The following is a 23,901-nucleotide window of genomic DNA, read 5'->3' as shown; positions in this document are numbered from 1 at the left end:
AAAAGGCGAAAGGAGCCGGCCGAATCGCTTGTTCAATCCGCCTTGATCGTCGAGAAGCTAGAGCTTCCTGCTTTTAAAGCACGTAGCCCGTATGCAGCATAGCGGAATACGGGAATGGCGTGGCTTCGAACTTCCCGGATTGCCCTGCGATCCATCCCGGCTACACCCCTTAGACTCGCCGAAAGCGGTCGATAATGATTTAGCAACGGGGATCTGCGCTTAGCTTGATGATTATGGTTACCCCCCAAGCCCAGCATTCTGTTGTCCAGAAAAGCTTTTTTCCCCTCATTATCGCTCCAATTATTTCGAGGTTATGTTGTCTGCGGCCTCCCTACGAAGTTTTCTTTATTAATACATAATGCCTTAACTTACTTCTGAGCCGATTCTTATAACAAAGGTAGTAAATTATTAATTATTAATGCTTTTTCTGACTTGACAGCCAGGAAAAACTTAGCGACCATCCAAACGCTGACCCAGGGATACGACTTCGTCATTGTTGTCAATAAAGAATTAACCCTTGGGCTAGACAAAAAATCATTGCGTAAAATAACAATAATCAATTAATGAGGGGAGGTTTTAATGGACATTTTTACAACACAACCCGGTCTGGAAATGCTGTTTCGATGGGGACATTTTTTGGCCGGAATAACCTGGATTGGGTTGCTTTACTATTTCAATTTCGTGCAAGGAGAGTATTTTAAGGAGGCGGAAGCTTCGGCTAAATCAGATGTTGTTCAAAAGTTGGTGCCGCGCGCATTATGGTGGTTTCGCTGGGGAGCCATGCTGACTTTTCTAACAGGACTCGGCATTATGGGAATCCGCGGCAGCGGGTGGTCGGTCGATATCTATATCGGCGCTATGCTCGGTACTTTAATGTTCTTAAACGTTTGGTTAATCATTTGGCCGAATCAAAAAATAGTAATCGCATCCACCGAAAAAACCGCGAAAGGCGAAGCGGCCATACCTGAAGCAGCTGATGCAGCAGCGCAAGCGGGGCTGGCTTCTAGAACGAATGTATTGTTTTCAGTCCCGATGTTATTTTTCATGGGCGCCTCCGCTCATTATCCTCATTATGATTCCGGAACGCTCAGTATCCTTTTGATTTTCGCAGCGATTCTCGGTCTCCAATACAATGCGTCACGCAAGGCGCTTTCCCGATACGGTTTTGCGCAGAAATTGCCGTCTGCCGGTTTTATGGGGCCATTGGCAAGTGTAAAGGGCGTAATCCATTGCGGTTTAGGTTTGGCTTTGGTTTTTGTACTTCTTTTAGAGTTAATCTAATTACTTCGCGCGGAGCGGGTTATTCAACCCGCTCCGCGCGTTTTGATTTGCTTTAGCTACAGTCGAAACGTTTAGGACGGGGTTACAAATCCCGATTATACCGGACTTCAGTAGGACGGGTTGGTTAAACCCGTCCTGAACGCCAGGGAAGCGCCTATCCGCTTATAACTACGATGTCATTTCATCTCGTCAACCATGAAAAACTATGGTGGTTTTTCATTAACCTGTGCAGTATGCTGTCATTAAAGCCCATACGAGCTGTACTCTGATGGAAACCATTTATTAAGGTGAAGAAATATGTCTGTTAATTTCAGCGAAGTGATCAAAATGCTTGATACGGCATCGCCGTTTGATCTTTATCGATTGAATGTCGCGATCCGGCGTATGCTCGATGACCCTAAACGTATTTCGGCCATCAAACGTGAATTACGCATTGGCCAGGAGGTTGAATACTTCGATGCGGTCCATAATGCGCCTATCAAAGCGATTTTATTGGAATGTAATAAAACCAAAGTATTGGTGCAAAACCTGACGGACGGCAAAAGGTGGAAGTTGCCCTATTTTTGGTTGAATATTGAACAGGCCGACACGGCGATTAATAACAGCAAGGGCACTGGCTTACAGCGTCATGAGGTCGGTATTGGCGAAATTTTGGGCTTTTTGAACACACGGGAGAACGTGGAAATGTACGGCAAAGTGATTCGCTTGAATCCCAAAACCGTTACGTTACAGTGTAAAACCGGGCGCTGGAAAGTCTCCTATAGCTTGTTGTTTAAAGTGATTAGTGGCGAATATGAAGCCTATGATCAACGAGAGCCATTGATTTTAGAATCCATACTCCAGGAATAACAGCTTGAATGATTACGGCGCCATCAGCAATTAACGGACAAGGGTCGCCTGGCGGATTTGCCGAACAAATCGAATTGTCCTTAGCTGAAAATCTTGGAAACAGAGCACCAGCGAAGTGAAGATATTTCGCGCGTGGCGGTTTATTCAACCCGCCCCGAACGTTTTGATTTGCTTTAGCCACAGTCGAAACGTTTAGGACGGGGTTACAAATTCCGTGCTGTAGGCTATAAAGCCCATACGCCTCAAACTAAAACGCCCAACCCGCATCCCGATCTTTACCAAGCTCCATCCGGCTTCCAGAGACCGGCACAACATCAACCAACCTCGACTCGCTCATTCAATTTTTCCTTTATCGTCGGAAAGCTAGAGCTTCCTCTACAGATTACCCAATCTGCAGCGTGAGTAACACCATTAGACGCGCGATGCGCACCAAACTACTGTTAAAGCACCTAGCCCATAGAGGAATACGGGAAAGTACGCGATATGACCTAATTTCGATCTTATCCTTTTTATTTCTGTTTATGCATTTGGATATTCAATTGTCGCTTATGTTGGTCATAGCGGAAATTCAAAACGTAGCTTTGGTATTATTCCGATCGGTTTATCATGAATTAAATGCAGATTATACAGTTCAGAAAATCTAGCGTTGTAGCTGCATTCTTGACAATCAAGCAGGAAAAGCCGTATGTTAGACAGGTCGGGACAATAACTTGTTAGGCGCACAAGGAGTCCAGCGCGAAATTAGAGACTCAAGTAACTGGCAATATCGGCATGTACTATGCCTGTTATAAACTGTCGTGCATGGGCTGGAATGTTATGCCAACTGCCAGAAATGCAAGAGGCATTGACATAATTGCATACAATAAAGAAGGCACTGACTTTATCGGGGTTCAAGTAAAGGCGCTTTCAAAACGAAACCCAGTTCCGCTCGGAAACTCACTTGAAAAAGTTATGGGTGACTTCTGGCTCATCGTAAATAATGTCGCAAAAGAGCCAAATGTTTTTGTTCTTTTACCTGAAGAGATAAAATCATTGGCTCATTGCGGTGAAAAAGAGGGCCGCGTGTCTTACTGGTTGCAACCCACTTCTTATGATCAGCCACAATTCAAAGAGGCTTGGCATCGTATTGGGCTTGGTCATGAAATCGCCTAACAAGGCCATTAAATTCGCTCCCTACGGTCGCCGGACGCTCGCAAGCTCGCGCCGTTTATGGCGGCGTTACGCAAAAAGGAAAGTAGCCATGTGGATAACTCACAGTTACGTGGGAACAACCAGGAACGGTGTTCGCTGTCTTTTTTCTTGCTTCTGGAAGACTACATCGAAGAAGGAGCATCGAGGTCAGGCCTTACATTTGTCATTAATAATTGGGCACAGAGTGAAAACCCTAAATTTTTGTTTTGGCGGGTAGCTTTTTAGCCTTGGGGTTTGTTTGCCGGCCTAATAAGTCGGTCAAAGGGACGCGGCCCTTACCTTAACGCTAAAAATTGCATGAATACCGTGAATCCGTTAATATCGGCATCATGATTGTTTCATTCAGTGATAAGGCCACTTCAGACTTGTTTCACGGAATTTCCAGCAACAAAGCTAGAAAACTGCCCAACCAGATTCATGAATTGGCGCTGTATAAGCTGGACATAATCAATGCTGCTCAAAACCTTGACGATCTTAAATCTCCGCCTGCAAACAGACTGGAACCACTCAAAGGTGATCTCAAGGGTTTTCACAGTATCCGTATAAACAATCAATGGCGCATTGTTTTCCGTTGGGAGGCCAATGCAGCTCATGATGTCCAAATTATGGACTATCACTAATAGTGAGGTGACGTATGATTCCGACGAACAGAACTGCAACACACCCAGGTACGATATTACTTAAAGAGTTTCTTGAGCCTCTTGAGATTACCCAAAAAGCCCTGGCTATTCATTTAGGTATATCCGTTCAACGCGTTAATGAGATTGTACGTGGTAAACGTGGTATTACGCCAGATACTGCCTGGCTACTTTCTGAGGCTTTCAATACGTCCCCTGAATTTTGGCTTAATCTGCAATCGACTCATGATCTGTCGGCTCATAGACCTGAGTATCATGTCGAGTCTTTGGTTGCTGCGGGCATATAGCAATGGGCTCCAATGGAAGTCGTCGCTCCGCTCCTGTAAAAACCAGCCCAAACCCGCAGTTATTTGTCGAATAGTAAAATCCCCCCACGTTATCCCCCAGCCTCAAATAGCATGCTGAAAAAATCCTGATGGATGTTTTTTCCCGAACTCAATTCATCAATAATCAAGCAAAGCATCACGGTCAGCGGTATAAAGAGCGGTGTCGTTGAGAGAAGGTATGACGCCACAAAGATTTGGCGAGCAACATTGATCACACGAATCCCGATCGTTTTATAAAATTTTTAAACGGTTTGTCGTGTACAAAAGATTTGTTTGTTATTGCTTTTAAAGCTTTATATCACTCGTTATACTCATTCAACAAAACTTTTTAACCTAAACGATAAAAGTACTCATGGATTTTGAATGGGATGAAACCAAAGCATTTTCTAATCAGAAAAAGCATGGCATTTCTTTTTTTGAAGCCAGCGAAGTGTTTAACGATGATTTTTCATCCTGTGTTTTAGACCCGGACCACTCTTACGAGGAAGAACGCTATTTGCTTTTTGGTGTTTCATAAAAGGGTACGCCTCTAGTGGTTTCTTTCACAGAAAGAGGTGATAACATTCGCATTATATCTGCAAGGCGCATGACTAATCGAGAGCATAAAGCATATGAACAATGAAGATACATTACGAGAAGAGTACCCGGAAGAGCTTATCAAATCAGGGGTGCGAGGAAAATATGTTAAACGCTATAGGGAAGGAACTAATATTATGGTTATCTCTCCTGAATTACATAAACTATTCCCAACTTCAGAGTCCGTTAATAAGGCATTACGTGAATATGCAAAAGAACATGGCATGGCAATATAATTCGGGGTAGGAACCGACAGCTAGGTAGGCCGTAGCCTGGATAGAGCAGCGCGAAATCCGGGGTTTCGAGCCATGGCCTTCGCGTAAGCCGTATGCGCTGGTACGGGCTACATAGTTCAATCCCTAACAATTAGCGCCCTAATAGGAAGAGCGAAGTCAGAAAAGTGAGTGATCAGTCCTTACTTTTACATCATGGGGGATGCGCTCTATAAAAGTAGTCAAGTTACTTTTTATCGCAGAAGCACCACACTTCCGATCGGATAACGTTTGCTTATCGACCTACAAAGCACTCGGTTGTAAAGAATCGCTACGCCAATATTCAGACAAGTCTTTATCGGCGAATCGCGCTATGGAAAATTCCTCAATGTCTATCGAATCGGCCGGCATGCGCTTTTCAACGATTAATTCAGCGATGATTTCGCCGAAAATCGGCGCATATTTCAAAGCTTGGCCGGCGCCCAAGCAGTGATAGAGATTACTTACTCGCGTGTCAGACCCCAGAATGAATTTTAAATCGGGCGTAATATCGAAAAATGAATGATAGCCTCCGGCATAAACGGGTTTTCCGATTCTTGGAAAACGGCTGATGATTTTGCCTAGATAGTTGTCGAGTTGCTGATGATTAACATTAAAACTCAATGCGTCGTAAATGACATTGGCACCGTCGGGATTCATCGCTGCTCGGCTGAATGAACGGGCAATATCTTTAGCATTGCGCCGTCTCGGTTGGTGCATATGCAAAATACTGCCGCGCCAGCGTCTAAAATAGGCTTGATTGACATAGTCGGCGATAATCGGCATGGATTCCGGAATATCGTTGACACTCACCAAAAAATTAGCCGCGTACACGGGCTCCAATGCCACGGGAATGCGCAAACCGATGCCGGCAAACAATTCCGAACTCCAACCGCCTGCGGCATTGACCACATGCTTCGTCAGGATTTTGCCCTGGCTGGTGTGTAAGGCGGTAATATCATTCCGAGTATCTTGCTCAAAATCAAAGACCTCGCAATGCTCTAAAATGTCGATGTTATTTTTTTGAGCGGCCGTCTGCATTGCATTCAAGATTTGCGGGGAATCCAACTGAAGAACGTCAGGCTCATAATAATAGATTTCTTCCGGGACGATTTTAACCGCATTCCGAGTGAGTTCGGTCACATCTTGATGAGAAATCATCGTAAAATCGATGCCTTCTTTTTGCATTGCTTGCTCTAAGTCCATCCAATTTTTTGAGGACTTTCCGGAATGACTCTCGGCGATCCAAATAGCCCCTGACTGTTCAAAAGGGATATCGACACCCCAAATCGGTTGCAGATTTTTCCAATACTGTGTGGCTATTTTGGCCATCCTTGCCGCCATTGGCGACGCATTGGCCGAGCGGACAATCGCGCTATGGCGAGAACTCAAACCCGCACCCAATACTTTTTTCTCTACAATAGCCACCTTTTCTGCTTTGTTGCCGAGCTTGCGCCTTATCGAAAAACTACAGGCAGCGCCCAGACAACCGCCGCCGATCACAACCGTATGGTACTTTTTACTCATGACCGCCTTCTCCTTTTCAAAAAGTGAACCCATGAACCAGCAAACGTAAGGCTGAGGCGAATTCCAAGCGACTAAGTCCTGACTGCCGATATTCCACCGTCGACACGCATGATTTGACCGGTAATCCAACCGGCTTTGTCGGACAATAAAAACAAGGCCATCTGAGCGATGTCCTCGGCTTCACCGATGCGATTCAGCGCATGGCGCGCGGCGGCAGCCTGTTTTTTAGCGTCTTCGCGTATCAAACGTTCGGCTAACGGGGTGTTGGTTAATGACGGAGCAATCGCATTGACGCGTATCTTCGGAGCCCATTCCGCAGCCAAGGAGCGGGTCAAACCTTCCACCGCGCCTTTAGCGGCCGCCACTGTGGCATGGTATGGAAAACCGGTATTCACCGCTACGGTGCTGAAAAGCACGACCGAGGCCGTATCCGCAGCCTGAAGATTACGCTGATAATGCTGCAAGCAGCGCACCGCGCCCAGCAGATTGAGTTCCAAATCCTGCCGAAACTGATCGAGTTTGATCGTTGCGAAGGGTTTTAAGTTGATACTGCCGGGACAATAAACCAAGCCGGCCAATGGCTCGTCCAAAGCCGGTAAGGGGTCGGTTAAGACATCGCAGTTAAAATGTTCCGACAAACCCGGTTCTGCGTCTGAACGACTGACGGAATAAGTTTGGAATTGCCCCTGAGCCAAGCGGGTAAGAGCCGCGCCGATACCACTGCTAGCACCTATGATCAAAATTTTACGCATGGCTCGTCCTCAATGGTCAATCAACCTAAAAAAATCAGTTGAAGTACGAAAAGTATAACAATAAGGCTACCGTGCAAATAATGTTAGTCAATCGCGAGTATTGGCAATTTAGCAAGCGTCGCAAGAGCGTCGGGGCAGGTCTTACATTTGTCATTAAGAATTGGGTACAGAGTGAAACCCCTAAATTCGTTTTGGCGGGTAGCTTTTTAGCCTTGGGGTTTGTTTACCGGCCTAATAAGTCGGTCAAAGTGACGCGTCCCTTACCTTAATGTTACGCAAAAAGGAAAGGGGCATGTGGATAACTCATAGTTACATGGGAACAACTAGGAACGGTGTTCGCTGTCTTTTTTTCTTGCTTTTGGAAGACTACATCGAAGAACAGACGCAATTCGCTCGAGAACTGAACTTGGAGCCCGAACGCCCCGGCGCCTCCTCCGGCACTACCGAAATTTGAAGTGCTAAAGGTATAGAGCAGTATCATAAGCTTTTACTTGGTAAAAACTATAAAAACGTCATGCAGGTCGTAGCCTGGATAGAGCAGCACGAAATCCGGGGCTTCGAAGCCGTGCTCTTCGCGTAACCGCTTGCGCTGCATATGGGCTACATTCTACTTCCACTACTGAATTTAGAAATGCGAAAGGTATAAACTGCCGAATTTAGGTTTACTGGCACCACTCCGGCGTCAACGAGGTGCGCCAGAATTGATCTTCTTTTTCGAACAAACGGCGGCTTTCGGCGGGGCCCCAACTGCCGGCCGGATAAGTCGGGATGAAGTCGCGCTCTACGGCCCAGGTTTGCAGAATCGGGTCGACGATGCGCCAAGCATATTCGACTTCATCGAAGCGCAGGAACAACGAGCTGTCACCTTTCATGACATCGAGCAATAAATCTTCATAGGCGTCGATCGCTTTTTCATCGCTGTTTCGAAAACCGGCGTCCAGGCTGCTGGTGCGCGTGCGCATTTCCAGGCCCGGTTCTTTTACGGTCATTTCCATGCGAATGCGTTCTTCGGGTTGAATGCTCAACAGTACCCAATTCGGATTCATGCATTGCACATGCGTATCGCGAAAAAACTGCAGCGGCGGATGGCGAAAGCAAATCGAGACGACCGATTGACCTTTGGCCAGTCGTTTGCCGGTCTGTAGATAAAACGGCACGCCCCGCCAGCGCCAATTATCGATGAATAATTTTACGGCGGCATAGGTTTCGGTAATGCTGGTTGGCGGAATGTTCTCTTCCTCCAAATAGCCTTTGACCTTTTCCTTGCCGACCGTGCCTTTGGCGTATTGGCCGCGATAGGCATGCGCGTGTACCGCCGATTTGGGTATTGGGCGAATCGATTTTAAGACCTTGACTTTCTCGTCGCGCAGCGATTCCGCTTCCATCGATGCGGGCGGTTCCATTGCAACCAGCGTCATCAGTTGCAGCAAATGGCTTTGCAGCATGTCGCGCAAAGCTCCGGCCCCATCGTAGTAGCCGCCGCGCGTGTCGATACCGATATCCTCGGCATGAGTAATTTGAACATGGTCGATGTAGTTGCGGTTCCACAGCGGCTCTAGCATGACATTCGCGAAGCGGAACACCAATACATTCTGCACCATGCCTTTGCCGAGATAATGATCGATCCGGTAGATCTGTTCTTCGCTTAAAAAACGGCCGATCCGTTTTTGCAACGATTGCGCGCTGTCCAGATCGTAACCGAAGGGCTTTTCGATGATAACGCGTTTCCAGCCGTATTCTTGATTCAGTAAGTCGACTTTGCTAAGCGATTCGATGACATTACCGAAATCCTCGGGACTGATCGCGAGATAAAATGCGATGTTTTTGGAAAAATCTTCATCCTTACTCAAGGTAGCGGCCAGTCCGCTATAGCATTCCGCTTCACCGAGATCGCCGCGATGATAGGAAAGCCGATCGCTGAACCGGGCGAATACAGTCTCGTCGATACCTTCACGAACCTTTGCGCCGATCATTTCCCGAACTTCCTCAAGCCATTTTTTTTGGTCCCAAGGCCGTCGGCCAATGCCCACGATACGACTGCCTTCCGGCAGTTTGTTTTCGAGATCCAAATGATAAAGCGCCGGCATCAGTTTAATTCGGGACAAATTGCCGGTTGCGCCGAAAATGACGTAGGTACAGGGTTCAGCAGACATAGAATCGACTCGTGTTAGGCGTATAGTTTAAACGTTATAAGTAGACGATGCGGTTTTACCGCCGTGCCCGGTCCAGTCGGTATGAAAAAACTCGCCGCGCGGACGGTCGGTGCGTTCGTAACTGTGCGCGCCGAAATAATCGCGTTGAGCCTGCAACAGATTGGCGGGCAAGCGTGCCGTCCGGTAGCCGTCGTAAAACGCTAGCGCACTGGAAAACGCCGGGGCCGGAATACCGAGTTCGATACTGAGTATGACGGCTTTACGCCAGCCGGGTTCGGCCTGCCGCATAGCATCGACGAAGAAATCGGCCAGCAGCAAATTTTCCAAATCAGGATTGCTATCGTATGCTTGTTTGATATCGTTTAAAAATGCGCTGCGAATAATACAGCCGCCCCGCCACATCAGTGCGATTTTACCGTAGTTCAACGTCCAGCCGTATTCTTTCGCCGCTTCGCGCATGAGCCGGAACCCCTGCGCGTAAGAAATGATTTTCGATGCATACAAGGCATTGCGGATGGTTTCGAGGGCTTCTTGCCGGTTTCCCTCAAAACGGTTGACCGGTTTAGGCAGCTTTTGCGAGGCATTGATGCGTTCGTCTTTCATCGCCGACAGGCAGCGTGCGAAGACCGATTCGCCGATCAGCGTCAGCGGAATGCCCAAATCCAGTGCATTGATGCCGGTCCATTTACCGGTGCCTTTTTGGCCGGCTGTGTCGAGGATCTTGTCAAGGAGCGGACTGCCGTCTTCGTCTTTATAGGCAAGAATATTGGCCGTGATTTCGACTAGGTAGGAACTGAGTTCCGCGCTGTTCCATTCGGCGAAAATAGAGGAAATCTCATCGGCAGAAAGGCCGAGCCCTTCGGACATCAGTTGATAGGCTTCGCAAATGATTTGCATGTCGCCGTATTCGATGCCGTTATGGATCATTTTGACATAGTGGCCCGCGCCGCCATAGCCGACCCATTCACAGCAAGGCTGGCCGTCGACTTTTGCGCTGATCGCCTGCAATACCGGTTTGACTCGGTTCCAGGCATCCGGGTGACCGCCGGGCATGATCGAGGGCCCGTGCCTCGCGCCTTCCTCTCCGCCCGATACGCCGGTGCCGATATAAAGCAAGCCTTTTTCCTTTAGCGCCTTTGTGCGTCGGTCGGTGTCGGTAAATAGCGAATTGCCGCCGTCGATGATGATATCGCCGGCATCGAGTAGCAGTACTAGTTGCTCGATATAATGATCGACCACGGTTCCGGCTTTGACCATTAACATCACGATGCGCGGCGTTTCCAGTTTCTGCACGAGATCTTCGATCGAGTAAGTTCCGACGATTTCGGTGCCCTTGGCCGGCCCCGTGAGGAACTCGTCGGTCTTTTCTGTCGTGCGGTTGTAGACGGCTACCTTAAAACCATTGTCATTGATGTTGAGAACTAAATTCTGGCCCATGACCGCCAGGCCGATTAAACCGATATTCGCTTTCATATTACGTGCTCCCAAAACCTGTTCTAAGCTTCATAGTAGCACGGGGGCGTTTTTTTGCACGGCTACATTTAAGTAACTATCCAGTCCCCCGGCAATTATCGTTCCCACGCTCTGCGCTCATCGTTATACATAAGTCAAAAATTACCCTTTTGCAATCTTAGCCAATGAGACCTCGATACCATTTACTGTCACTTAACACTCGCGGATCACCTAGCGCTAGGCGATCCGCGTAGGGTACGCTGTGCGTACCATGGTAACCCCGCGATGTTCATGTGCCAACCGAGCCGCCCGGGCACGGCTTTGGTACGCGCAGCGTACCCTACAATTTATGTATAACGATGAGCGCTCTGCGTGGGAACGATAGGGGGGTGAATAATTACACATTTAATGCTGACGAATCTTTTTACTAAACGGAGTGTGCCGAATTTGGACCGATCCCGGGTTGTCGGTATACTGAAGCGTAAGACCTTTGTTTTCATGAGCATTCGTTTCTATACCCGTCGTAGCTCAAAATTCGGCGCCTGGGTGTCCGCTAAAGGACGCCGTGAACCCAGCACCTAAATTATCTAAGAAAATTAATCATAGCCAATGGGCTATGGAATTTAGGTGCTGGGTGAATACGTCCATGTAGGCTCTAGCTCACTGCCATTAAGTTAAGGATTTTTCCGTTCGCCCTGAGCCTGTCGAAGGGTGAATGGAAAAGCCTGGATCGATAAGTTAAGCCGTCCATGGTTCGACAGGCTCACCACGAACGGCTTAACTTAATGGCAGTGAGGCTCTAGCTAGCTCCATGCTGGCAAAGCCTCGGACACCCAGGCGCCTCCTCTGGCACTGCCGAAATTTGAAGTGTGAAAGGTATACGAAAGGTATGATTGATTGAATCGACTTAAAATAGATGTCGATAGACAATAATAATTTTAGGAGAGCGTGATGGAAGATACAGGTTATACAATGAAAGACGGCAGGCAGTGGTTTGTCGATGGTTGGAAGCTGTTTACTAAAAACCCGCTGATGCTAATTCTCGGCACCGTGATCTGGATTCTTCTGGAAGTCCTGCTAGCACTACTTCCAGTAATCGGTGAGATATTAGACGCTTTGATCTTTCCGGTGATGTATGGCGGATTTTTGTATGCAATTCGAGAAGTCGACGAGCAGCGAAAGGTGAAAATCAGCCATTTTTTCCAAGGCTTCATCGATTCGACCAAGCTGAAACCTTTGTTGATTCTCGGTTTGTTAATGGTATTCTTCGAAATTATTGAAGCGGGATTAACCGTAACACTTGGACCTTTCACGGCACTGATACTAGCTGCGCCATTGGGTATCTTGGTCATTTCAGCGTTGTTGTATTCAGTACCCCAAGTGATGTTCAGCGACAGCAAGCCGGTCGATGCAATTAAAAGTAGTTATTACAATTGCGGACGCCATATTTCGGCGATGATCACGATTTATCTGTTTTTGATACTCTTTGCAGTACTGTCTATCATCACGATTGGTTTGGCGATGATCGTAATCATGCCGGTTACGTTCTGTGCGTTTTATATCAGTTATAAAGCGATTTATCGATAGCATTAACTAGGTCTATTTTTCGGTCATTCCTGGCGGAATATCGAGTCCTGCTTTAGTTGGATATGGGAAACCCTCTATACTAAATTATTGTACGATCTAGTACGTGTTTTTTGGAGTATATGAAATGGCTAGCTATGATCTAATCACTCGGCAATTCTACCCACTATCCATAACCTTGTTCGGATTGTTGTGCTTTAATTCATCGGCTATGGCTCAGCAAACTGAAGCAATAGCGTCAGATGACGCTATTCAATCCGCTATTGAACAAGAGCTCCCCTACCTGGACCGGGATTCGAAAAATTATAAAACCCCATTGGCCGGAGAAGGTTTCAGAACCGAGTTTCTCGGCGAAGAAATTATTGTCGATCCTCGTGATAGAACATCGGTGAATGCTTGGATGCTTGGCCTTCAGTACAACACGCCGGGGCCCGACGATCGGGACATCTTTCCAATAGGCAGTCTGTATTTTTGGCGGCAACCCGAACAAAGCAAATTGTTTTATGCAAATATTGCCGGAGCATATAACGATTTGTTCTACGGCGAACAGTTGCCCGATTGGGGCGATTTTCAATATGCATTAGCATTTAGGAATTTTACACCGCCGACCGCGATGAGCGAGGCTGTCGACGGGCGAAGGGTACTCGATGAAGAAATGTACTGGGGGCGTTTACAATGGGATATCGGTCTCGGCTATCGAACTCAAGTCGATCCCGGCTATAACGATAATATCTTCATGGCCAATCTGTATTTCGAGCCGGGGTTTTTATATTTCAGCAAAGGCAGCGAAGCCGCCGATAATCTTCTCGCGCCCCGCGATACCGTTGAGCTCGGCTCACGCCTGGAAGTGAAATACGATGGGCTAAAACGGAATATATTGTGGCTGGCTCACGAAGGTTTTGCCGCCGGCGGAAACCTGGTCTACGGACACCGCGTGAATTGGCGCGACTGGGGACTTGAGGGCAATCAATACCGCGCTAGCGATTCTCGGGATCATTTGAGATTCGACGCCTATGCTTTAGGCGCCACCGGCGTTCCGTTTATCGATAGCGATAGACACCGGCTATTAGGCTCCGTCCATGGCGGTACGGGCGCCAATCTGGACCGGTTTTCGGCGCAACGCATCGGAGGCGGGGTCAATCCGATGGGGTGGGATTTTGCCTCGACTGCCATGCCCGTGCTCCCCGGCGCTTCGGTATGGGAATATTATCCCGAACACTATTTGATCGGTAATGCCGAATACCGCTGGGAGCCGATTTTTTTCAGTTATTTCAGCTTGCACGGAACTGCGGGTTGGTTGAATCCGGTACGCAATATCGGCGGCGAATTTAAGAGAAAAGAAACGTTTTATAGCGCGGTGGGCGGACGGCTCGCGACCGGTTTTCTCGGCGAATCGATGTTGGTCGTGGATGTTACCCATAATTTTAACGTACTAAGGGATGACGAACGTGGCGGAAGCGACATTACTTTCTTTGTGGTGAAGGAGTTTTAATTCGCCATTACCTGAAAAATTGAGGCGCGGCGGTGGGTTATTCAACCCGCCCTGATTTAACCCCATATTGCTTAATTCACTTCATACTAAGAAAGATGGGGGTTTTGACTGTTTGCCATGAATCTATCGATGGAACTCAATCAGTTCTTGCCGTGTCGTAAACGAGAATCTTTAATGCGCGGTTAAAAGGGCGAAAGACTGCGCTATACAATGAACAGCCCAATTATTTCTCTTGCCTTAATCAACAAAACTCAAAAACTTACCTATGAATAAATTAACCAGCATAGTGACAACCTTGATCATCGGACTATCCCTCGGATTGGGCGGCGTCTCGGATGCCGAAGCCAAACGGTTCGGCGGAGGCGGCTCGTTCGGCGGCAAATCCTCGTTCAATAAACCGTATCAACGCTCCGCCACACCGGCAAAAGCCGCCCCAACACGTCAACAGCAACAAGCACAGGCTCAAAACCAAGCGGCCAAACAAAAACTCGCCAGTCGCGGCGGCTTGATGGGCATGCTCGGCGGCCTGGCTTTGGGCGGGTTGCTTGGCGCTATGTTGTTCGGCGGTGCCTTCGAGAACTTCAATTTCATGGATATTTTAGTCTTCGGCGGTATCGCGTTTTTACTCTATAAATTGTTTGCCGCCCGCGCCAAAAATGCCCCGCGCCCGGTACCGGCCTATAGCCGCGACAGCTATGAACCGCAACAGCGCTCAACTTCCGCCTATAGCGATTATGAAGTGCCGCAAGCCCAAGAGCCATCACGCGCTTCGGTCGGTAATTCGGGTTTCAATACCGACTTATTGTTTAAGAAAGGCCCTCAAGCCAATAACGATTCGGGGTTCGAGCCTGCTATCGAAAATCGCGAGCTGATTTTGCCGGAAGGTTTCGATGAGCACGCTTTTTTAAACGGTGCCGAAAATGCATTTAGAGCTTTACAAGCCGCGTGGGACGATCGCGATCTAGCCGAAATCAGAGGCCTGACTACCGACCGCGTGTTCGCCGAAATACAGGATCAACTCAAGGCCTCGACCGATGACAACCGAACCGAGGTCGTCAGTGTTCAAGCCGAATTGCTCGACGTCCGCGAATCCGGTAGCGAATTGGAAGCGACCGTATTGTTCGATTCCTTACTGCGCGAAGACATTTACGGACCGGAGCAAGCTGTTCGCGAAGTCTGGCATTTCGTTAAGCCGAGAAATAGCCTGCAGCCGAAATGGTACCTGGACGGTATTCAGCAAGTCGAAGAATAACCTTAACATTACCGATACAAGGTTCGGCGGGCCTTCGCCGAACCTTCACACTTTCCAAAATATGGACGTTTCTCCAGCCAATCCTCAAAATCAGCCGAGCCCGCGGAATGCCTCATTGCTGCTGGTCGAAGATCATAAAAATCTGGCTCAAGCGGTCGGGGCCTATCTGGAAAGCAGCGGCTTTACGATGGATTATGCCTACGACGGATTATGCGCACTGCATCTTGCAGCAACGCAACGCTATGACGCCATCATTCTCGATATCACGCTGCCCGGGGGCATCGACGGTTTGGAAATATGCCGGAGACTGCGTAAAGACGCGCGTTTGTCGACGCCGATATTAATGCTGACCGCTCGCGATCAATTACAAGACAAATTGGAAGGATTTCAACGCGGCGCCGACGATTATTTGGTGAAACCATTCGAAATGCCGGAGCTCGAAGCCCGCATCAATGCCTTGATCCGCCGCGAACGCGGCGAATTAGACGAGTCCGTTTATCAAATTCACGATTTGACGTTCAATACCAACACGATGCAGGTCATGCGCCAGGGCCGGATTATTCAATTGTCGCCGACGTGTTTGCGGATACTGCGTATCTTGATGCGCGAATCGCCCAACCTGGTTACCCGAGAGCAATTGGAACATGAACTTTGGGGAGAATTAATCCCGGACAGCGACACGCTTCGAAGCCATTTATACAAACTGCGCAAAAAAATCGACAAGCCGTTTGCTGTGCCCTTGCTCGAAACCCAATCGGGGATCGGTTATCGGCTGATCGAACCGAATTAACCGTCTTTGCAGCTCCTGCCCGATGAAACCACTGAAAGACCGCAATTTCGACCCGGTTGTCGAAAAATTCGAACAAAAAGTCTACGGTACGTCCAAAGGCGATTGGCGGCTCAAGTTGCTGAAGGAAGACCTTGACGAGCTTTACCGGGCTGCCGAACCTCTGTCGATATGGGATGCCGGGTGCGGTTTTGCGCAAATCAGCCAATGGCTCGCCGGACAAGGCCATCATCTGACGATATGTGACGTGTCGGAAAAGATGTTGATGCGGGCGCGGCAGCATTTTTCCGAAGCCGGCCTGATCGCCGAATTTCATCATGAACCCTTACAAACGCTTGCGGCCAAACTTCCCCTATTCGATTTGGTTTTATTTCATGCGGTAATCGAATGGCTCGGCGAACCGCTCCCGGCCTTGCAAATCGTTATGGAAAAGGTCAAGCCCGGCGGCTATTTGTCGCTGTTGTTCTATAACCGTAATGCGATGGTTTATACCAATGCCTTGAAAGGCCATTGGCGCTGGAGAAACTTGCTTGACGATACCTATCTCGGCAAAGGCAAAAAACTAACGCCGCCCAATCCTCAATATCCCCACGAAGTCATCGATCGATTGCAAAGCCAGGGATTTAGCGTTACGGCGCATACCGGTATTCGCGTGTTTCACGATTATGTAAGCAAAGACACTTTAGACGGCAGCGATCCGGCCGAATTATTCGAATTGGAATACCGTTATTGCCGAATGCCGACCTACCGCGACATGGGGCGTTATATCCATCTATTGGCGCGCCGGCAAGGAGAAATCAGTTAAGCCTAAATCCGGCAATTTAACCATTCGGGGAAAATGGGATCACGCCATTAGCGGTTGAGTGAAGCGCTCTTAAGGTTGCCGCTCATCATCTTATTCGGCAATGCGGCTGCGTATTTACCGGCTTTTTTATCCTTTTGTTATAGTCATACGCCTAGCAAACTTTGTAGATTTCTCTCAAAATTCGCTTGATCGATCTGACTTAGTTTGCCGAGACGACATAGAATTAAGCGATCATCCAAAGTAAATAGCTTTAGACGAATTTTGGATGCGGCTTTTAAGCCTGCGGAATCCAAGTCTTGTATTGATGTATCGAGCGGCCAATCCGAATGTTTGGCACTGGTAATCATGGCCATAACAATGTGACCAATACGCGAATTAAACTGGGCTTCGTCGGATAAAACTAACGCGGGTCTATGTTTGACAGCTTGACGATCGGTAAATGGGAAGGGAACTTTGACTATGTCGAAACGGTTATAAGTCACGATAAGCCTCATCATCTTCGACGCTACTCCATTCGGACAAAGTGCCGCTCACTGCGCTCAGATATTCTACATCTAGAGGATTTATTCGTCGCACCCAGATGCGGCCATCTTCGCTAGTTTCCCAAACGATGGTATCACCAGCTTCAAGATGGAGTTTTTTTCGGACATCCGCGGGGATGGTCACTTGACCTTTGCTGCTGATTTTTGCAAGTTGAGACATATCGACCTCCCGATGTAAAACATCTTTACTGTAAGACATATTTACCTAACTGGCAAATCTTGAATAGAAAACGGGGTTATTCATTAACCCTATGTAATCATTAGTTTCTCAACAACGCTTGCAAATCCTGGCCGCTCGGCATTTGATGGACGCGCAGGCCGAATTCCTGCACGACCGCTAATATATGGTCGAAAATATCGGCTTGAATACTTTCATAATTGACCCAGCGCGTATCATTGCTGAACGCATAGATCTGAATCGGAAGGCCATGCGCATCGGGTTCCAATTGTCGTACCATCAAAATCATCGCTTGATGAATACCGGGATGCGCCTTGAGATAGGCATTCAAATAGGCGCGGAACGTACCTAAATTAGTCAGCCGCCGGCCATTCGCAGGACAAGATAAATCGGCACGCTCCTCGGCATTGGCCTTGTTGATTTCGGCTAGTTTTCGTTCGATATAGTCGGTCAGTAGTTTGGTTTTGCGCAAACGGACGATATCTTCTTCGGATAAAAACGCCACGCTACTGACATCAATGCGAATACTGCGCATGATGCGTCGGCCGCCCGATTCTTGCATGCCGCGCCAGTTTTTAAACGAATCGGATATCAAGGCGTAAGTCGGGATCGTGGTAATTGTACGGTCCCAATTCTGCACCTTGACGGTGGTTAGGCCGATATCGATCACATCCCCGTCGGCGCCGTATTTGGGCATTTCCAGCCAATCGCCGACGCTCAACATTTTATTGGCCGACAGTTGAATGCCGGCAGCCAGGCCCAATAACGAATCCTTGAACACCAAGAGCAAGACCGCCGTCATCGCGCCCAAACTGCTGAGCAAAATCACCGGCGATTTGTCGGTGATGATCGAAACGAATAAGATACAGGCAAAACCGGATGCAATCAGCTTAATGCTTTGGAAGACGCCGCGCAAAGGCCAATGCCGTGCGACGCGGTATTGATGCGCCAAGTACAGCAAGGTGTCGAGCAAGGAAAACAAGCTTAAGAGCAAATAAAACAAGATCCACAATTTAGCGGCTAATTCGATGCCGGATAAAAACAATGACTCCTGGGCCAGCCATAGCTGCGCTTGCCAGCGAACCAACATGGCCTGAAATACGAAAGCAATGCGATTGAATAAATTTTGCTCGAATAAGGCGCGCTTCCAAACCCATTTGCTGCGGTAGGCCAGTTTTTCAACCAAACGCAGAAAGACATAATGCAAAATGAGGTGGGTTAATATTGCAATGACAACGATGGCCGCCAGAGCGATTGCCACTTTGGTGCTAGGTTCCAGATTTAAGTCTTGCAGCCATTGTGTAGCCGTATCAAACACTGATCACTCCTAAAAGAAATTCATTAAACTGCTAAATGCATTTGACTGAACAAATACGTCGAAAGTCATGATTGGACTAAAACGATATCACTGGGAATAATGGTAACCTACTTAAGCCGCATGGGGCATAACCGATTATATGAGTCATACGATGAAAAAAACTTTGCTAAGCGCTTATCTTGGAATCCTAATCGTCTATTCGGGAAGCCTTAGCGCAAGTCAGAAGACCATACCGCTACCGATCGATTACCGCTTGATTCGAAATGTGCTGGTTGAACAGCTCTACACCGGCGCCAATCGGACTGCCCATTTATGGAAGGATAAAAGCGGCTGTAGTTTACTCGATATGTCCAACCCAAAAATCGACGGGCAACAAGGCCTCGTTCGAATCGTCAATGACGTACATGCGCGCATCGGCACCCTCATGGGCGGCGAGTGCCTAACCGTGTTGGATTGGACAGGCAAGCTCGAAACTTTTCAACGCGCGGTACTGGAGAACGGCGGTACTGTTCTACGCTTTCCGATCGACAAGGCGGTTGCTTACGACCCGGGCGGACAAGCATTGAGAATCGATCAGTTGCAGGATTTACTTAAGCGTTTTGCCGAACCGAAATTGGCATCGGTTAAACTCGACCTTCAAGAAGTGCGCGGCGATATCGAAAAAACGCTGGTACCCGTCACGACTCCGGAAAATAAAGCGGCGGTGCAAGCCTTATTGAGCTCGTTACGATTCAGCGAAGTCAAGGCCGGCGAAACCGGTTTGGGCTTAAAAGTCGCTTTTGAGGTTCCGCAGGCGAATGCAAGAGCAAACAAGCAGGCCGCGCCGGTATTCAACGAAAGCGAAATGCAACAATGGAATGTAGCCTGGCAACGCTGGAACGCTTCATTATTTCAAGCGATCGATCGAGCCGCGGAAGATAGGGTTTCCGAGGACGTTCGCGATACGCTTTTGGAGACTTTACTTGCGGCTAAATCGGCCTTCCACAAGGGTTTGACGAGCAACGACACGAGCGGCGGCGATCCGGTCCGGATGTTTTTCAACGATTCATGGGATCGAGTGGCGCCGGTGCTGCGAACGATAGCTAAAGACGTACCCAGTACAGAGGGCTTGCGCTTTCTGACGTTTATCGCCGCAACCGATTTGCTGTACGAGCTTGAAGCCATCGGCTCGCCGCTCGGATTAGACATATCGTCCGACGGGTTGCGCCGTTTGGGGCGTATGCTATTGGTTAAGCAGGCCGGTACGAAATAAGTGTTCTTCTCGTTCCAATTGCCGACATCCTCGTCAAACCCCCATAATTTTTTGAAATTCCACTATCGGATCACCATTATTTTCATGTGATTGTCACAAATTTGTCATAATTCGCATTTTTTCTTGCGAAGTCAGTGCAATACATGAAAATGCCATCTAGCTATAGGCCCTTTGCACGCGTTTTTCCGGGCGCGCTGTTCGGGCTATTTTTGTCCGGAGTCGTTGCCGCCGCTGAACCCAAAGATCCGGAACGCTATATGCAGGAATTGCTGGCAATCGAAAAACGTCTCGATGCTAAGCTGCAAGCCTTGGATGAAAAACTGAAACGGCTCGAACAATTAGAAGCGGCGCAACCCGTCGCGGCTAGTAAATCGGAGCATGGGCTACCGAAAAAAGACGATCAAACTGCGCTTACCCAAGCCGAAGCTGAGGCCAAGTCCGATGAGCCGAAGCCTAAAACCCAGAGTAACCTGCCCTCCGGCGTCAGTTACGGCAAGAACGGCTTTGAATTCAAGACCGATGACGGCAAATTCGCCTTGGCCATCCAAAACCGGATACAAGCCCGCTATGCCAATCCTTTCGACAGCGATCGGCGGCTTGAATGATGCCTTGAACCGCGACCAAAGCACCTTCATGATCCGCCGCGCGCGGACCAAGCTCAGAGGTCATGCCTATTGGCCATGGTTGAAATACTATCTGCAATACGACTGGTCCCAACCGGTTTTACGCGATTTGAACTTGACCGTGGACAAATATCAATGGGCCAAATTATGGTTCGGCCGCGGCAAGGTTTTGTATAACGACGAACGGGTGACCTCTTCCGGCAATCAGCAATTCGTCAACCGGTCGATCGTCAACGACATATTTACAGTAGACCGGCAACAAGGGGTACAGATCTTCGGCAATCTATTCCCCGGCACCTGGCACGATATCAGTTATTATGCCGGCGTCTATGCCGGACTCGGCGTCGGCGAGCGCAATAATGACGACAACAACATGATGTATTCCGGCCGCTTGCAGTGGAATGCCTTGGGTGGAGAGATGCCGTTTTCCCAATCCGATCTCGAATTTCATGAAAATCCGGCCCTCAATTTCGCGTTCGCGGCGGCGACCAATCAAAGTCGATGCACCGCCTTCGAAACCGATAACCGAAGCTGCCGAGCACTGCCCGGCTTTAACGTAGGCGAAGACGGACAATACCGCATCAATCAAATGATGGAAGAAGTCCGTTTTAAATGGCAAGGCTTATCGATTCAACATGAAATGCACTGGAAGGAAGTTATCGATACGTTAAGAGCCCAAGGCGCCAGAGGGAGAGAAACGAATCTCATGGGGGGCTTAATCCAAGCCGGCTATTTTCCGCATTACCTACTGGCGATCATTCCGAAAAATCTGGAGTTTGCCGGACGATATGCCTTTGTCGATCCCAATGTCGACGTCGATAACGACCGGCAACAAGAATTCAGTGGCGTGATGACCTATTTCTTCAATGGCCATGCCAATAAAGTGAATTTTCAGGTCAGTCATTTGATCGTGGAAGAACCGGGGCATGGCATCCGCCAATCGGATCAGCGGTTTTGGTTGCAGTGGGATTTGTCGTTTTAACCCATGCCCGTTGTCTCGGACCGAAGCTGGAACTTAGGAGCGAGACAGAGCAATGGAGTGATGTAGGATGGGTAGTAGCGAAGCGGAAACCCATCGCTTTGTTTGATTTCAGGCATGAATGTAGTAACGCAGCCATTAATCTAACCCGCGATTTGGTTCATTAACTTGTTTCGTTCCCAAGTTCTACTTGGGAATGCTTACCTTTAAGCTCTGCTTATCGTTCGCCAAGCGGAGCTTGACGGTAGACACTCCCAAACAAGAGTTTGGGAGTGAGCAATTTTGTTAGCGGCGCTTTTGATGGGCCACATATTCATCAAGTAATGTCCTGATGATTGTTTGATATTGCAGATGATGCTTTTTTGCCACTTCCTTGAAATAGACTACGCTTTCGGAACTGAGGGAAATTGTGACTTTTGTGTTCTCTTTTTTAAGTGAAAGCTCTTCAGGTGATGGAAGAAAGTCTGTTACCAGCTTTAAATCACCAATGGGCTCATCACTGTACTTAATTACTTTGCTCATAGATCTTCTTACCTTTTCGCCAATAACCTGCGCCAATAATACGAATGAAACCGGACCGATAAGTGAACCTGACAGTGAGTATGCCTGTACCTGCTTCGTTTAAGCCAAAACAATAATAACGCTTTTCATCTTGGCTGTGGTTTAGGTCTTCAGCAATGACGCGTCTCTTATCCACAAATGCGTACTGTGCTTCATAGAATGAAACACCATGTTTGCGCTGGTTTTCCTTATTTTTGATCTCATCCCACTCAAAGCTAGTTTCACTCATGGAGAGAAGATATCACCAATATGGTTAAATAACCATATTGGTGCGCGGCGGACAGGGATTTTTTATTTTTTCTCTGTTGTCTCTTTCCCAAGCGCTCCTGGAACTTAGGAACGAGACAAACTAACGAATTTGGATTAACGCAAATAGAGCTTTTTTAAGCTCGGCATACACAAAAGCGTGGCTGTAGATATTACATTTCCGGCGTCAGTAAAGCCTCTTTCAGCGCATTCGAGAACGGGTCTTTGCCGAACCAGATATTGAAATAAGCCAGCCCTTGTTCGGGGTCTTCTAGAGCTCCGAGCAGTTCATTGTTCAGAAAAAGTCTCAAACCGTTTTCGGCATCATAAATTAAATCGTAAAAATCGCCTTTATCAATGTCCTTATATTGGCGATTGAATCGATCGAAAGCGCTACGCCAAGCCTGATATCGATCGCCTAAGTTCGCTTTTAGATATTCCTCGGAAGCCTCGCGGAAGGCCTTGGCCGGAATCGAGCGCTCGTAAATAAAGCGTAATTGTTTCGGAGAATCGTTGAAAACATCGATCGGGTTCTTGCAGTTGTTTAGATAAAGTTCGGCATAACCGACATGAATCCAGCGGAAAGCTTTCAATTCACCCTTACTGCAACGCGGTAGTTCGGCCTGCTGATTGTTGATGCTCGGGGGCGATAAATCTTCGGCGTATACATTGCCGAACGACATTAAGCCTAACAAGATCGCTAGTCGTGTAAACCGTTTTTTATCCATTGTAATACTCCTCCGATAATCGGAACCTGTAGAAAAAAGCCTTGCGTGCTGTCCCAGTAGTCTTGATGCAGGACGATTTTGCCATGATCGTCGAAACGCAAATGGCTAAAGCCTATCGTCGTGACATCCTTGCTTCGACCCAACAGCGTGAACCGAGTTCGCATGTTCCAGCGCACAAACGCATCGTCGCCTTGTTCGAATACCGACATAACTTCAATACTGATCGAATCGAGGTTTTTCTGGGTTTGTTCGAGATAACTCTGTAGGGCTTGCCGGTCATGCAGGGTTACGAGCGTATCGTTAAAATACAGTTGCTCGGCATAGGTATTTTCAACCTTAGTCTTTATCGGCAACACTTCCAAGTTGTCGTATAACTCGACAAAATGCCTGATTTTAGGATGTTTTCCGGCATTCTGTTCGGCCGGAGCCATCGCTAAATACTCGCGCATCGGATTCGGTTCGATGCTGCTGCAGCCGGTCAGCGCCAGTAGTATGCCGAATAATGATGTCATTCGTTTCATCGTCCACTCCGTTATTCAATTTTCTGTAGAGTGTTAC

Annotated in this window: 25 protein-coding genes and 1 pseudogene; 15 read left to right on the top strand and 11 right to left on the bottom strand. The window is 48.1% G+C overall.

Going from position 1 to position 23,901, the window contains the following annotated elements; genetic code table 11:
• Positions 1 to 579 precede the first annotated feature (579 nt).
• The 7 genes and pseudogenes from MEALZ_RS19285 to MEALZ_RS19250 all read left to right on the top strand — a co-directional run bounded on the left by MEALZ_RS19285 (position 580) and on the right by MEALZ_RS19250 (position 5,097).
• A complete protein-coding gene (locus MEALZ_RS19285) occupies positions 580 to 1,281 on the top strand; it encodes a urate hydroxylase PuuD (RefSeq protein ID WP_014150335.1) in 702 nt (233 codons plus the stop codon).
• 297 nt (positions 1,282 to 1,578) lie between these two features.
• Positions 1,579 to 2,130, top strand: a complete 552-nt coding sequence (locus MEALZ_RS19280) for a hypothetical protein (RefSeq protein ID WP_014150334.1) — start codon at positions 1,579 to 1,581, stop codon at positions 2,128 to 2,130.
• An 801-nt stretch (positions 2,131 to 2,931) separates the two neighbouring features.
• Positions 2,932 to 3,282 (top strand): hypothetical protein, encoded by a 351-nt coding sequence (locus MEALZ_RS23210; RefSeq protein WP_198482323.1) that lies wholly within the window; start codon positions 2,932 to 2,934, stop codon positions 3,280 to 3,282.
• Positions 3,283 to 3,614: 332 nt separating this feature from the next.
• Entirely contained in the window at positions 3,615 to 3,941 is a 327-nt protein-coding gene (locus tag MEALZ_RS19265; protein ID WP_198482321.1) for a type II toxin-antitoxin system RelE/ParE family toxin, read from the top strand.
• Positions 3,942 to 3,955: 14 nt separating this feature from the next.
• Entirely contained in the window at positions 3,956 to 4,246 is a 291-nt protein-coding gene (locus MEALZ_RS19260; protein WP_014150329.1) for a HigA family addiction module antitoxin, read from the top strand.
• 391 nt (positions 4,247 to 4,637) lie between these two features.
• Positions 4,638 to 4,907: pseudogene (locus tag MEALZ_RS23880) on the top strand (BrnT family toxin).
• Positions 4,897 to 5,097 (top strand): hypothetical protein, encoded by a 201-nt coding sequence (locus MEALZ_RS19250; RefSeq protein WP_014150327.1) that lies wholly within the window; start codon positions 4,897 to 4,899, stop codon positions 5,095 to 5,097. The pseudogene MEALZ_RS23880 and the gene MEALZ_RS19250 overlap by 11 nt, the downstream one beginning before the upstream one ends.
• 279 nt (positions 5,098 to 5,376) lie before the next feature.
• Here the strand turns inward: MEALZ_RS19250 and MEALZ_RS19245 are convergent, their stop codons facing one another.
• The 4 genes from MEALZ_RS19245 to gnd form a co-directional block, all read right to left on the bottom strand.
• A complete protein-coding gene (locus MEALZ_RS19245; protein ID WP_046061712.1) occupies positions 5,377 to 6,639 on the bottom strand; it encodes an NAD(P)/FAD-dependent oxidoreductase in 1,263 nt (420 codons plus the stop codon).
• 71 nt (positions 6,640 to 6,710) lie between these two features.
• The gene (locus tag MEALZ_RS19240) at positions 6,711 to 7,391 is read right to left on the bottom strand and encodes an SDR family NAD(P)-dependent oxidoreductase (protein WP_014150325.1); all 681 of its coding nucleotides are present in this window, start codon (positions 7,389 to 7,391) and stop codon (positions 6,711 to 6,713) included.
• A gap of 662 nt (positions 7,392 to 8,053) precedes the next feature.
• Positions 8,054 to 9,544, bottom strand: coding sequence for a glucose-6-phosphate dehydrogenase (gene zwf, locus MEALZ_RS19235; RefSeq protein WP_014150323.1), 1,491 nt, complete (start codon positions 9,542 to 9,544; stop codon positions 8,054 to 8,056).
• A 27-nt stretch (positions 9,545 to 9,571) separates the two neighbouring features.
• On the bottom strand, positions 9,572 to 11,017 hold the full coding sequence (gene gnd / locus MEALZ_RS19230) for a decarboxylating NADP(+)-dependent phosphogluconate dehydrogenase (protein ID WP_014150322.1): 1,446 nt from the start codon (positions 11,015 to 11,017) through the stop codon (positions 9,572 to 9,574).
• A 930-nt stretch (positions 11,018 to 11,947) separates the two neighbouring features.
• Between gnd and MEALZ_RS19225 the strand changes: the two genes are divergently transcribed.
• From MEALZ_RS19225 to MEALZ_RS19205, 5 genes are all read left to right on the top strand, one after another.
• Positions 11,948 to 12,583, top strand: coding sequence for a BPSS1780 family membrane protein (locus MEALZ_RS19225; RefSeq protein WP_014150320.1), 636 nt, complete (start codon positions 11,948 to 11,950; stop codon positions 12,581 to 12,583).
• A 124-nt stretch (positions 12,584 to 12,707) separates the two neighbouring features.
• A complete protein-coding gene (locus MEALZ_RS19220) occupies positions 12,708 to 14,072 on the top strand; it encodes a hypothetical protein (RefSeq protein ID WP_014150319.1) in 1,365 nt (454 codons plus the stop codon).
• A 265-nt stretch (positions 14,073 to 14,337) separates the two neighbouring features.
• A complete protein-coding gene (locus MEALZ_RS19215; RefSeq protein WP_014150318.1) occupies positions 14,338 to 15,324 on the top strand; it encodes a Tim44 domain-containing protein in 987 nt (328 codons plus the stop codon).
• Between the two features lie 61 nt (positions 15,325 to 15,385).
• Positions 15,386 to 16,114: a response regulator transcription factor gene (locus tag MEALZ_RS19210; RefSeq protein ID WP_014150317.1), complete on the top strand. Its 729-nt coding sequence runs from the start codon at positions 15,386 to 15,388 to the stop codon at positions 16,112 to 16,114.
• Positions 16,115 to 16,136: 22 nt separating this feature from the next.
• Positions 16,137 to 16,916, top strand: coding sequence for a methyltransferase domain-containing protein (locus tag MEALZ_RS19205; RefSeq protein ID WP_014150316.1), 780 nt, complete (start codon positions 16,137 to 16,139; stop codon positions 16,914 to 16,916).
• Positions 16,917 to 17,059: 143 nt separating this feature from the next.
• On the opposite strand, the gene MEALZ_RS19200 is transcribed toward MEALZ_RS19205, so the two are convergent.
• From MEALZ_RS19200 to MEALZ_RS19190, 3 genes are all read right to left on the bottom strand, one after another.
• The gene (locus tag MEALZ_RS19200) at positions 17,060 to 17,398 is read right to left on the bottom strand and encodes a type II toxin-antitoxin system PemK/MazF family toxin (protein ID WP_046061711.1); all 339 of its coding nucleotides are present in this window, start codon (positions 17,396 to 17,398) and stop codon (positions 17,060 to 17,062) included.
• Entirely contained in the window at positions 17,388 to 17,618 is a 231-nt protein-coding gene (locus MEALZ_RS19195; protein ID WP_046061710.1) for an AbrB/MazE/SpoVT family DNA-binding domain-containing protein, read from the bottom strand. Before MEALZ_RS19195 ends, MEALZ_RS19200 begins: the two co-directional genes overlap by 11 nt.
• A 100-nt stretch (positions 17,619 to 17,718) precedes the next feature.
• Complete coding sequence (locus MEALZ_RS19190; RefSeq protein ID WP_014150313.1) at positions 17,719 to 18,954, bottom strand: mechanosensitive ion channel family protein; 1,236 nt, start codon at positions 18,952 to 18,954, stop codon at positions 17,719 to 17,721.
• A gap of 151 nt (positions 18,955 to 19,105) precedes the next feature.
• On the opposite strand from MEALZ_RS19190, the gene MEALZ_RS19185 reads away from it, so the two are divergent.
• The 3 genes from MEALZ_RS19185 (at position 19,106) to MEALZ_RS19180 (ending at position 21,811) form a co-directional block, all read left to right on the top strand.
• Positions 19,106 to 20,206 (top strand): hypothetical protein, encoded by a 1,101-nt coding sequence (locus MEALZ_RS19185; RefSeq protein WP_014150312.1) that lies wholly within the window; start codon positions 19,106 to 19,108, stop codon positions 20,204 to 20,206.
• Positions 20,207 to 20,349: 143 nt separating this feature from the next.
• Positions 20,350 to 20,811: a hypothetical protein gene (locus tag MEALZ_RS23205; RefSeq protein WP_014150311.1), complete on the top strand. Its 462-nt coding sequence runs from the start codon at positions 20,350 to 20,352 to the stop codon at positions 20,809 to 20,811.
• Positions 20,774 to 21,811 (top strand): porin, encoded by a 1,038-nt coding sequence (locus MEALZ_RS19180; RefSeq protein WP_014150310.1) that lies wholly within the window; start codon positions 20,774 to 20,776, stop codon positions 21,809 to 21,811. Before MEALZ_RS23205 ends, MEALZ_RS19180 begins: the two co-directional genes overlap by 38 nt.
• A gap of 282 nt (positions 21,812 to 22,093) precedes the next feature.
• Here MEALZ_RS19180 and MEALZ_RS19175 read toward each other — a convergent pair whose 3' ends face one another.
• The 4 genes from MEALZ_RS19175 to MEALZ_RS19160 form a co-directional block, all read right to left on the bottom strand.
• Positions 22,094 to 22,330, bottom strand: coding sequence for a CopG family transcriptional regulator (locus tag MEALZ_RS19175; RefSeq protein WP_014150309.1), 237 nt, complete (start codon positions 22,328 to 22,330; stop codon positions 22,094 to 22,096).
• Complete coding sequence (locus tag MEALZ_RS19170; protein WP_014150308.1) at positions 22,314 to 22,598, bottom strand: BrnT family toxin; 285 nt, start codon at positions 22,596 to 22,598, stop codon at positions 22,314 to 22,316. The genes MEALZ_RS19175 and MEALZ_RS19170 overlap by 17 nt, the downstream gene beginning before the upstream one ends.
• Positions 22,599 to 22,788: 190 nt before the next feature.
• On the bottom strand, positions 22,789 to 23,343 hold the full coding sequence (locus MEALZ_RS20845; RefSeq protein WP_014150307.1) for a chalcone isomerase family protein: 555 nt from the start codon (positions 23,341 to 23,343) through the stop codon (positions 22,789 to 22,791).
• Positions 23,316 to 23,864, bottom strand: coding sequence for a nuclear transport factor 2 family protein (locus tag MEALZ_RS19160; protein WP_014150306.1), 549 nt, complete (start codon positions 23,862 to 23,864; stop codon positions 23,316 to 23,318). The genes MEALZ_RS20845 and MEALZ_RS19160 overlap by 28 nt, the downstream gene beginning before the upstream one ends.
• Positions 23,865 to 23,901: the final 37 nt, after the last annotated feature.

This window comes from Methylotuvimicrobium alcaliphilum 20Z, from assembly GCF_000968535.2.
In the GTDB taxonomy this organism is placed as follows: Bacteria; Pseudomonadota; Gammaproteobacteria; order Methylococcales; family Methylomonadaceae; genus Methylotuvimicrobium; species Methylotuvimicrobium alcaliphilum.
Note: the sequence above shows the minus strand (reverse complement) of the source record. Positions and strands in the feature narration are given on the sequence as shown.

Excerpts from the sequence above, each read along its gene's own strand:
- zwf (WP_014150323.1), bottom strand. The coding sequence starts at position 9,544 with ATGTCTGCTGAACCCTGTACCTACGTCATTTTCGGCGCAACCGGCAAT.
- MEALZ_RS23210 (WP_198482323.1), top strand. The coding sequence starts at position 2,932 with ATGGGCTGGAATGTTATGCCAACTGCCAGAAATGCAAGAGGCATTGAC.
- MEALZ_RS19215 (WP_014150318.1), top strand. The coding sequence starts at position 14,338 with ATGAATAAATTAACCAGCATAGTGACAACCTTGATCATCGGACTATCC.
- MEALZ_RS19210 (WP_014150317.1), top strand. The coding sequence starts at position 15,386 with ATGGACGTTTCTCCAGCCAATCCTCAAAATCAGCCGAGCCCGCGGAAT.
- gnd (WP_014150322.1), bottom strand. The coding sequence starts at position 11,017 with ATGAAAGCGAATATCGGTTTAATCGGCCTGGCGGTCATGGGCCAGAAT.
- MEALZ_RS19240 (WP_014150325.1), bottom strand. The coding sequence starts at position 7,391 with ATGCGTAAAATTTTGATCATAGGTGCTAGCAGTGGTATCGGCGCGGCT.
- MEALZ_RS19260 (WP_014150329.1), top strand. The coding sequence starts at position 3,956 with ATGATTCCGACGAACAGAACTGCAACACACCCAGGTACGATATTACTT.
- MEALZ_RS19160 (WP_014150306.1), bottom strand. The coding sequence starts at position 23,864 with ATGAAACGAATGACATCATTATTCGGCATACTACTGGCGCTGACCGGC.
- MEALZ_RS19170 (WP_014150308.1), bottom strand. The coding sequence starts at position 22,598 with ATGAGTGAAACTAGCTTTGAGTGGGATGAGATCAAAAATAAGGAAAAC.
- MEALZ_RS19245 (WP_046061712.1), bottom strand. The coding sequence starts at position 6,639 with ATGAGTAAAAAGTACCATACGGTTGTGATCGGCGGCGGTTGTCTGGGC.
- MEALZ_RS19195 (WP_046061710.1), bottom strand. The coding sequence starts at position 17,618 with ATGTCTCAACTTGCAAAAATCAGCAGCAAAGGTCAAGTGACCATCCCC.
- MEALZ_RS19225 (WP_014150320.1), top strand. The coding sequence starts at position 11,948 with ATGGAAGATACAGGTTATACAATGAAAGACGGCAGGCAGTGGTTTGTC.
- MEALZ_RS19285 (WP_014150335.1), top strand. The coding sequence starts at position 580 with ATGGACATTTTTACAACACAACCCGGTCTGGAAATGCTGTTTCGATGG.
- MEALZ_RS19280 (WP_014150334.1), top strand. The coding sequence starts at position 1,579 with ATGTCTGTTAATTTCAGCGAAGTGATCAAAATGCTTGATACGGCATCG.
- MEALZ_RS19180 (WP_014150310.1), top strand. The coding sequence starts at position 20,774 with ATGCCAATCCTTTCGACAGCGATCGGCGGCTTGAATGATGCCTTGAAC.
- MEALZ_RS19220 (WP_014150319.1), top strand. The coding sequence starts at position 12,708 with ATGGCTAGCTATGATCTAATCACTCGGCAATTCTACCCACTATCCATA.
- MEALZ_RS19175 (WP_014150309.1), bottom strand. The coding sequence starts at position 22,330 with ATGAGCAAAGTAATTAAGTACAGTGATGAGCCCATTGGTGATTTAAAG.
- MEALZ_RS23205 (WP_014150311.1), top strand. The coding sequence starts at position 20,350 with ATGAAAATGCCATCTAGCTATAGGCCCTTTGCACGCGTTTTTCCGGGC.
- MEALZ_RS19205 (WP_014150316.1), top strand. The coding sequence starts at position 16,137 with ATGAAACCACTGAAAGACCGCAATTTCGACCCGGTTGTCGAAAAATTC.
- MEALZ_RS19250 (WP_014150327.1), top strand. The coding sequence starts at position 4,897 with ATGAACAATGAAGATACATTACGAGAAGAGTACCCGGAAGAGCTTATC.
- MEALZ_RS19185 (WP_014150312.1), top strand. The coding sequence starts at position 19,106 with ATGAAAAAAACTTTGCTAAGCGCTTATCTTGGAATCCTAATCGTCTAT.
- MEALZ_RS20845 (WP_014150307.1), bottom strand. The coding sequence starts at position 23,343 with ATGGATAAAAAACGGTTTACACGACTAGCGATCTTGTTAGGCTTAATG.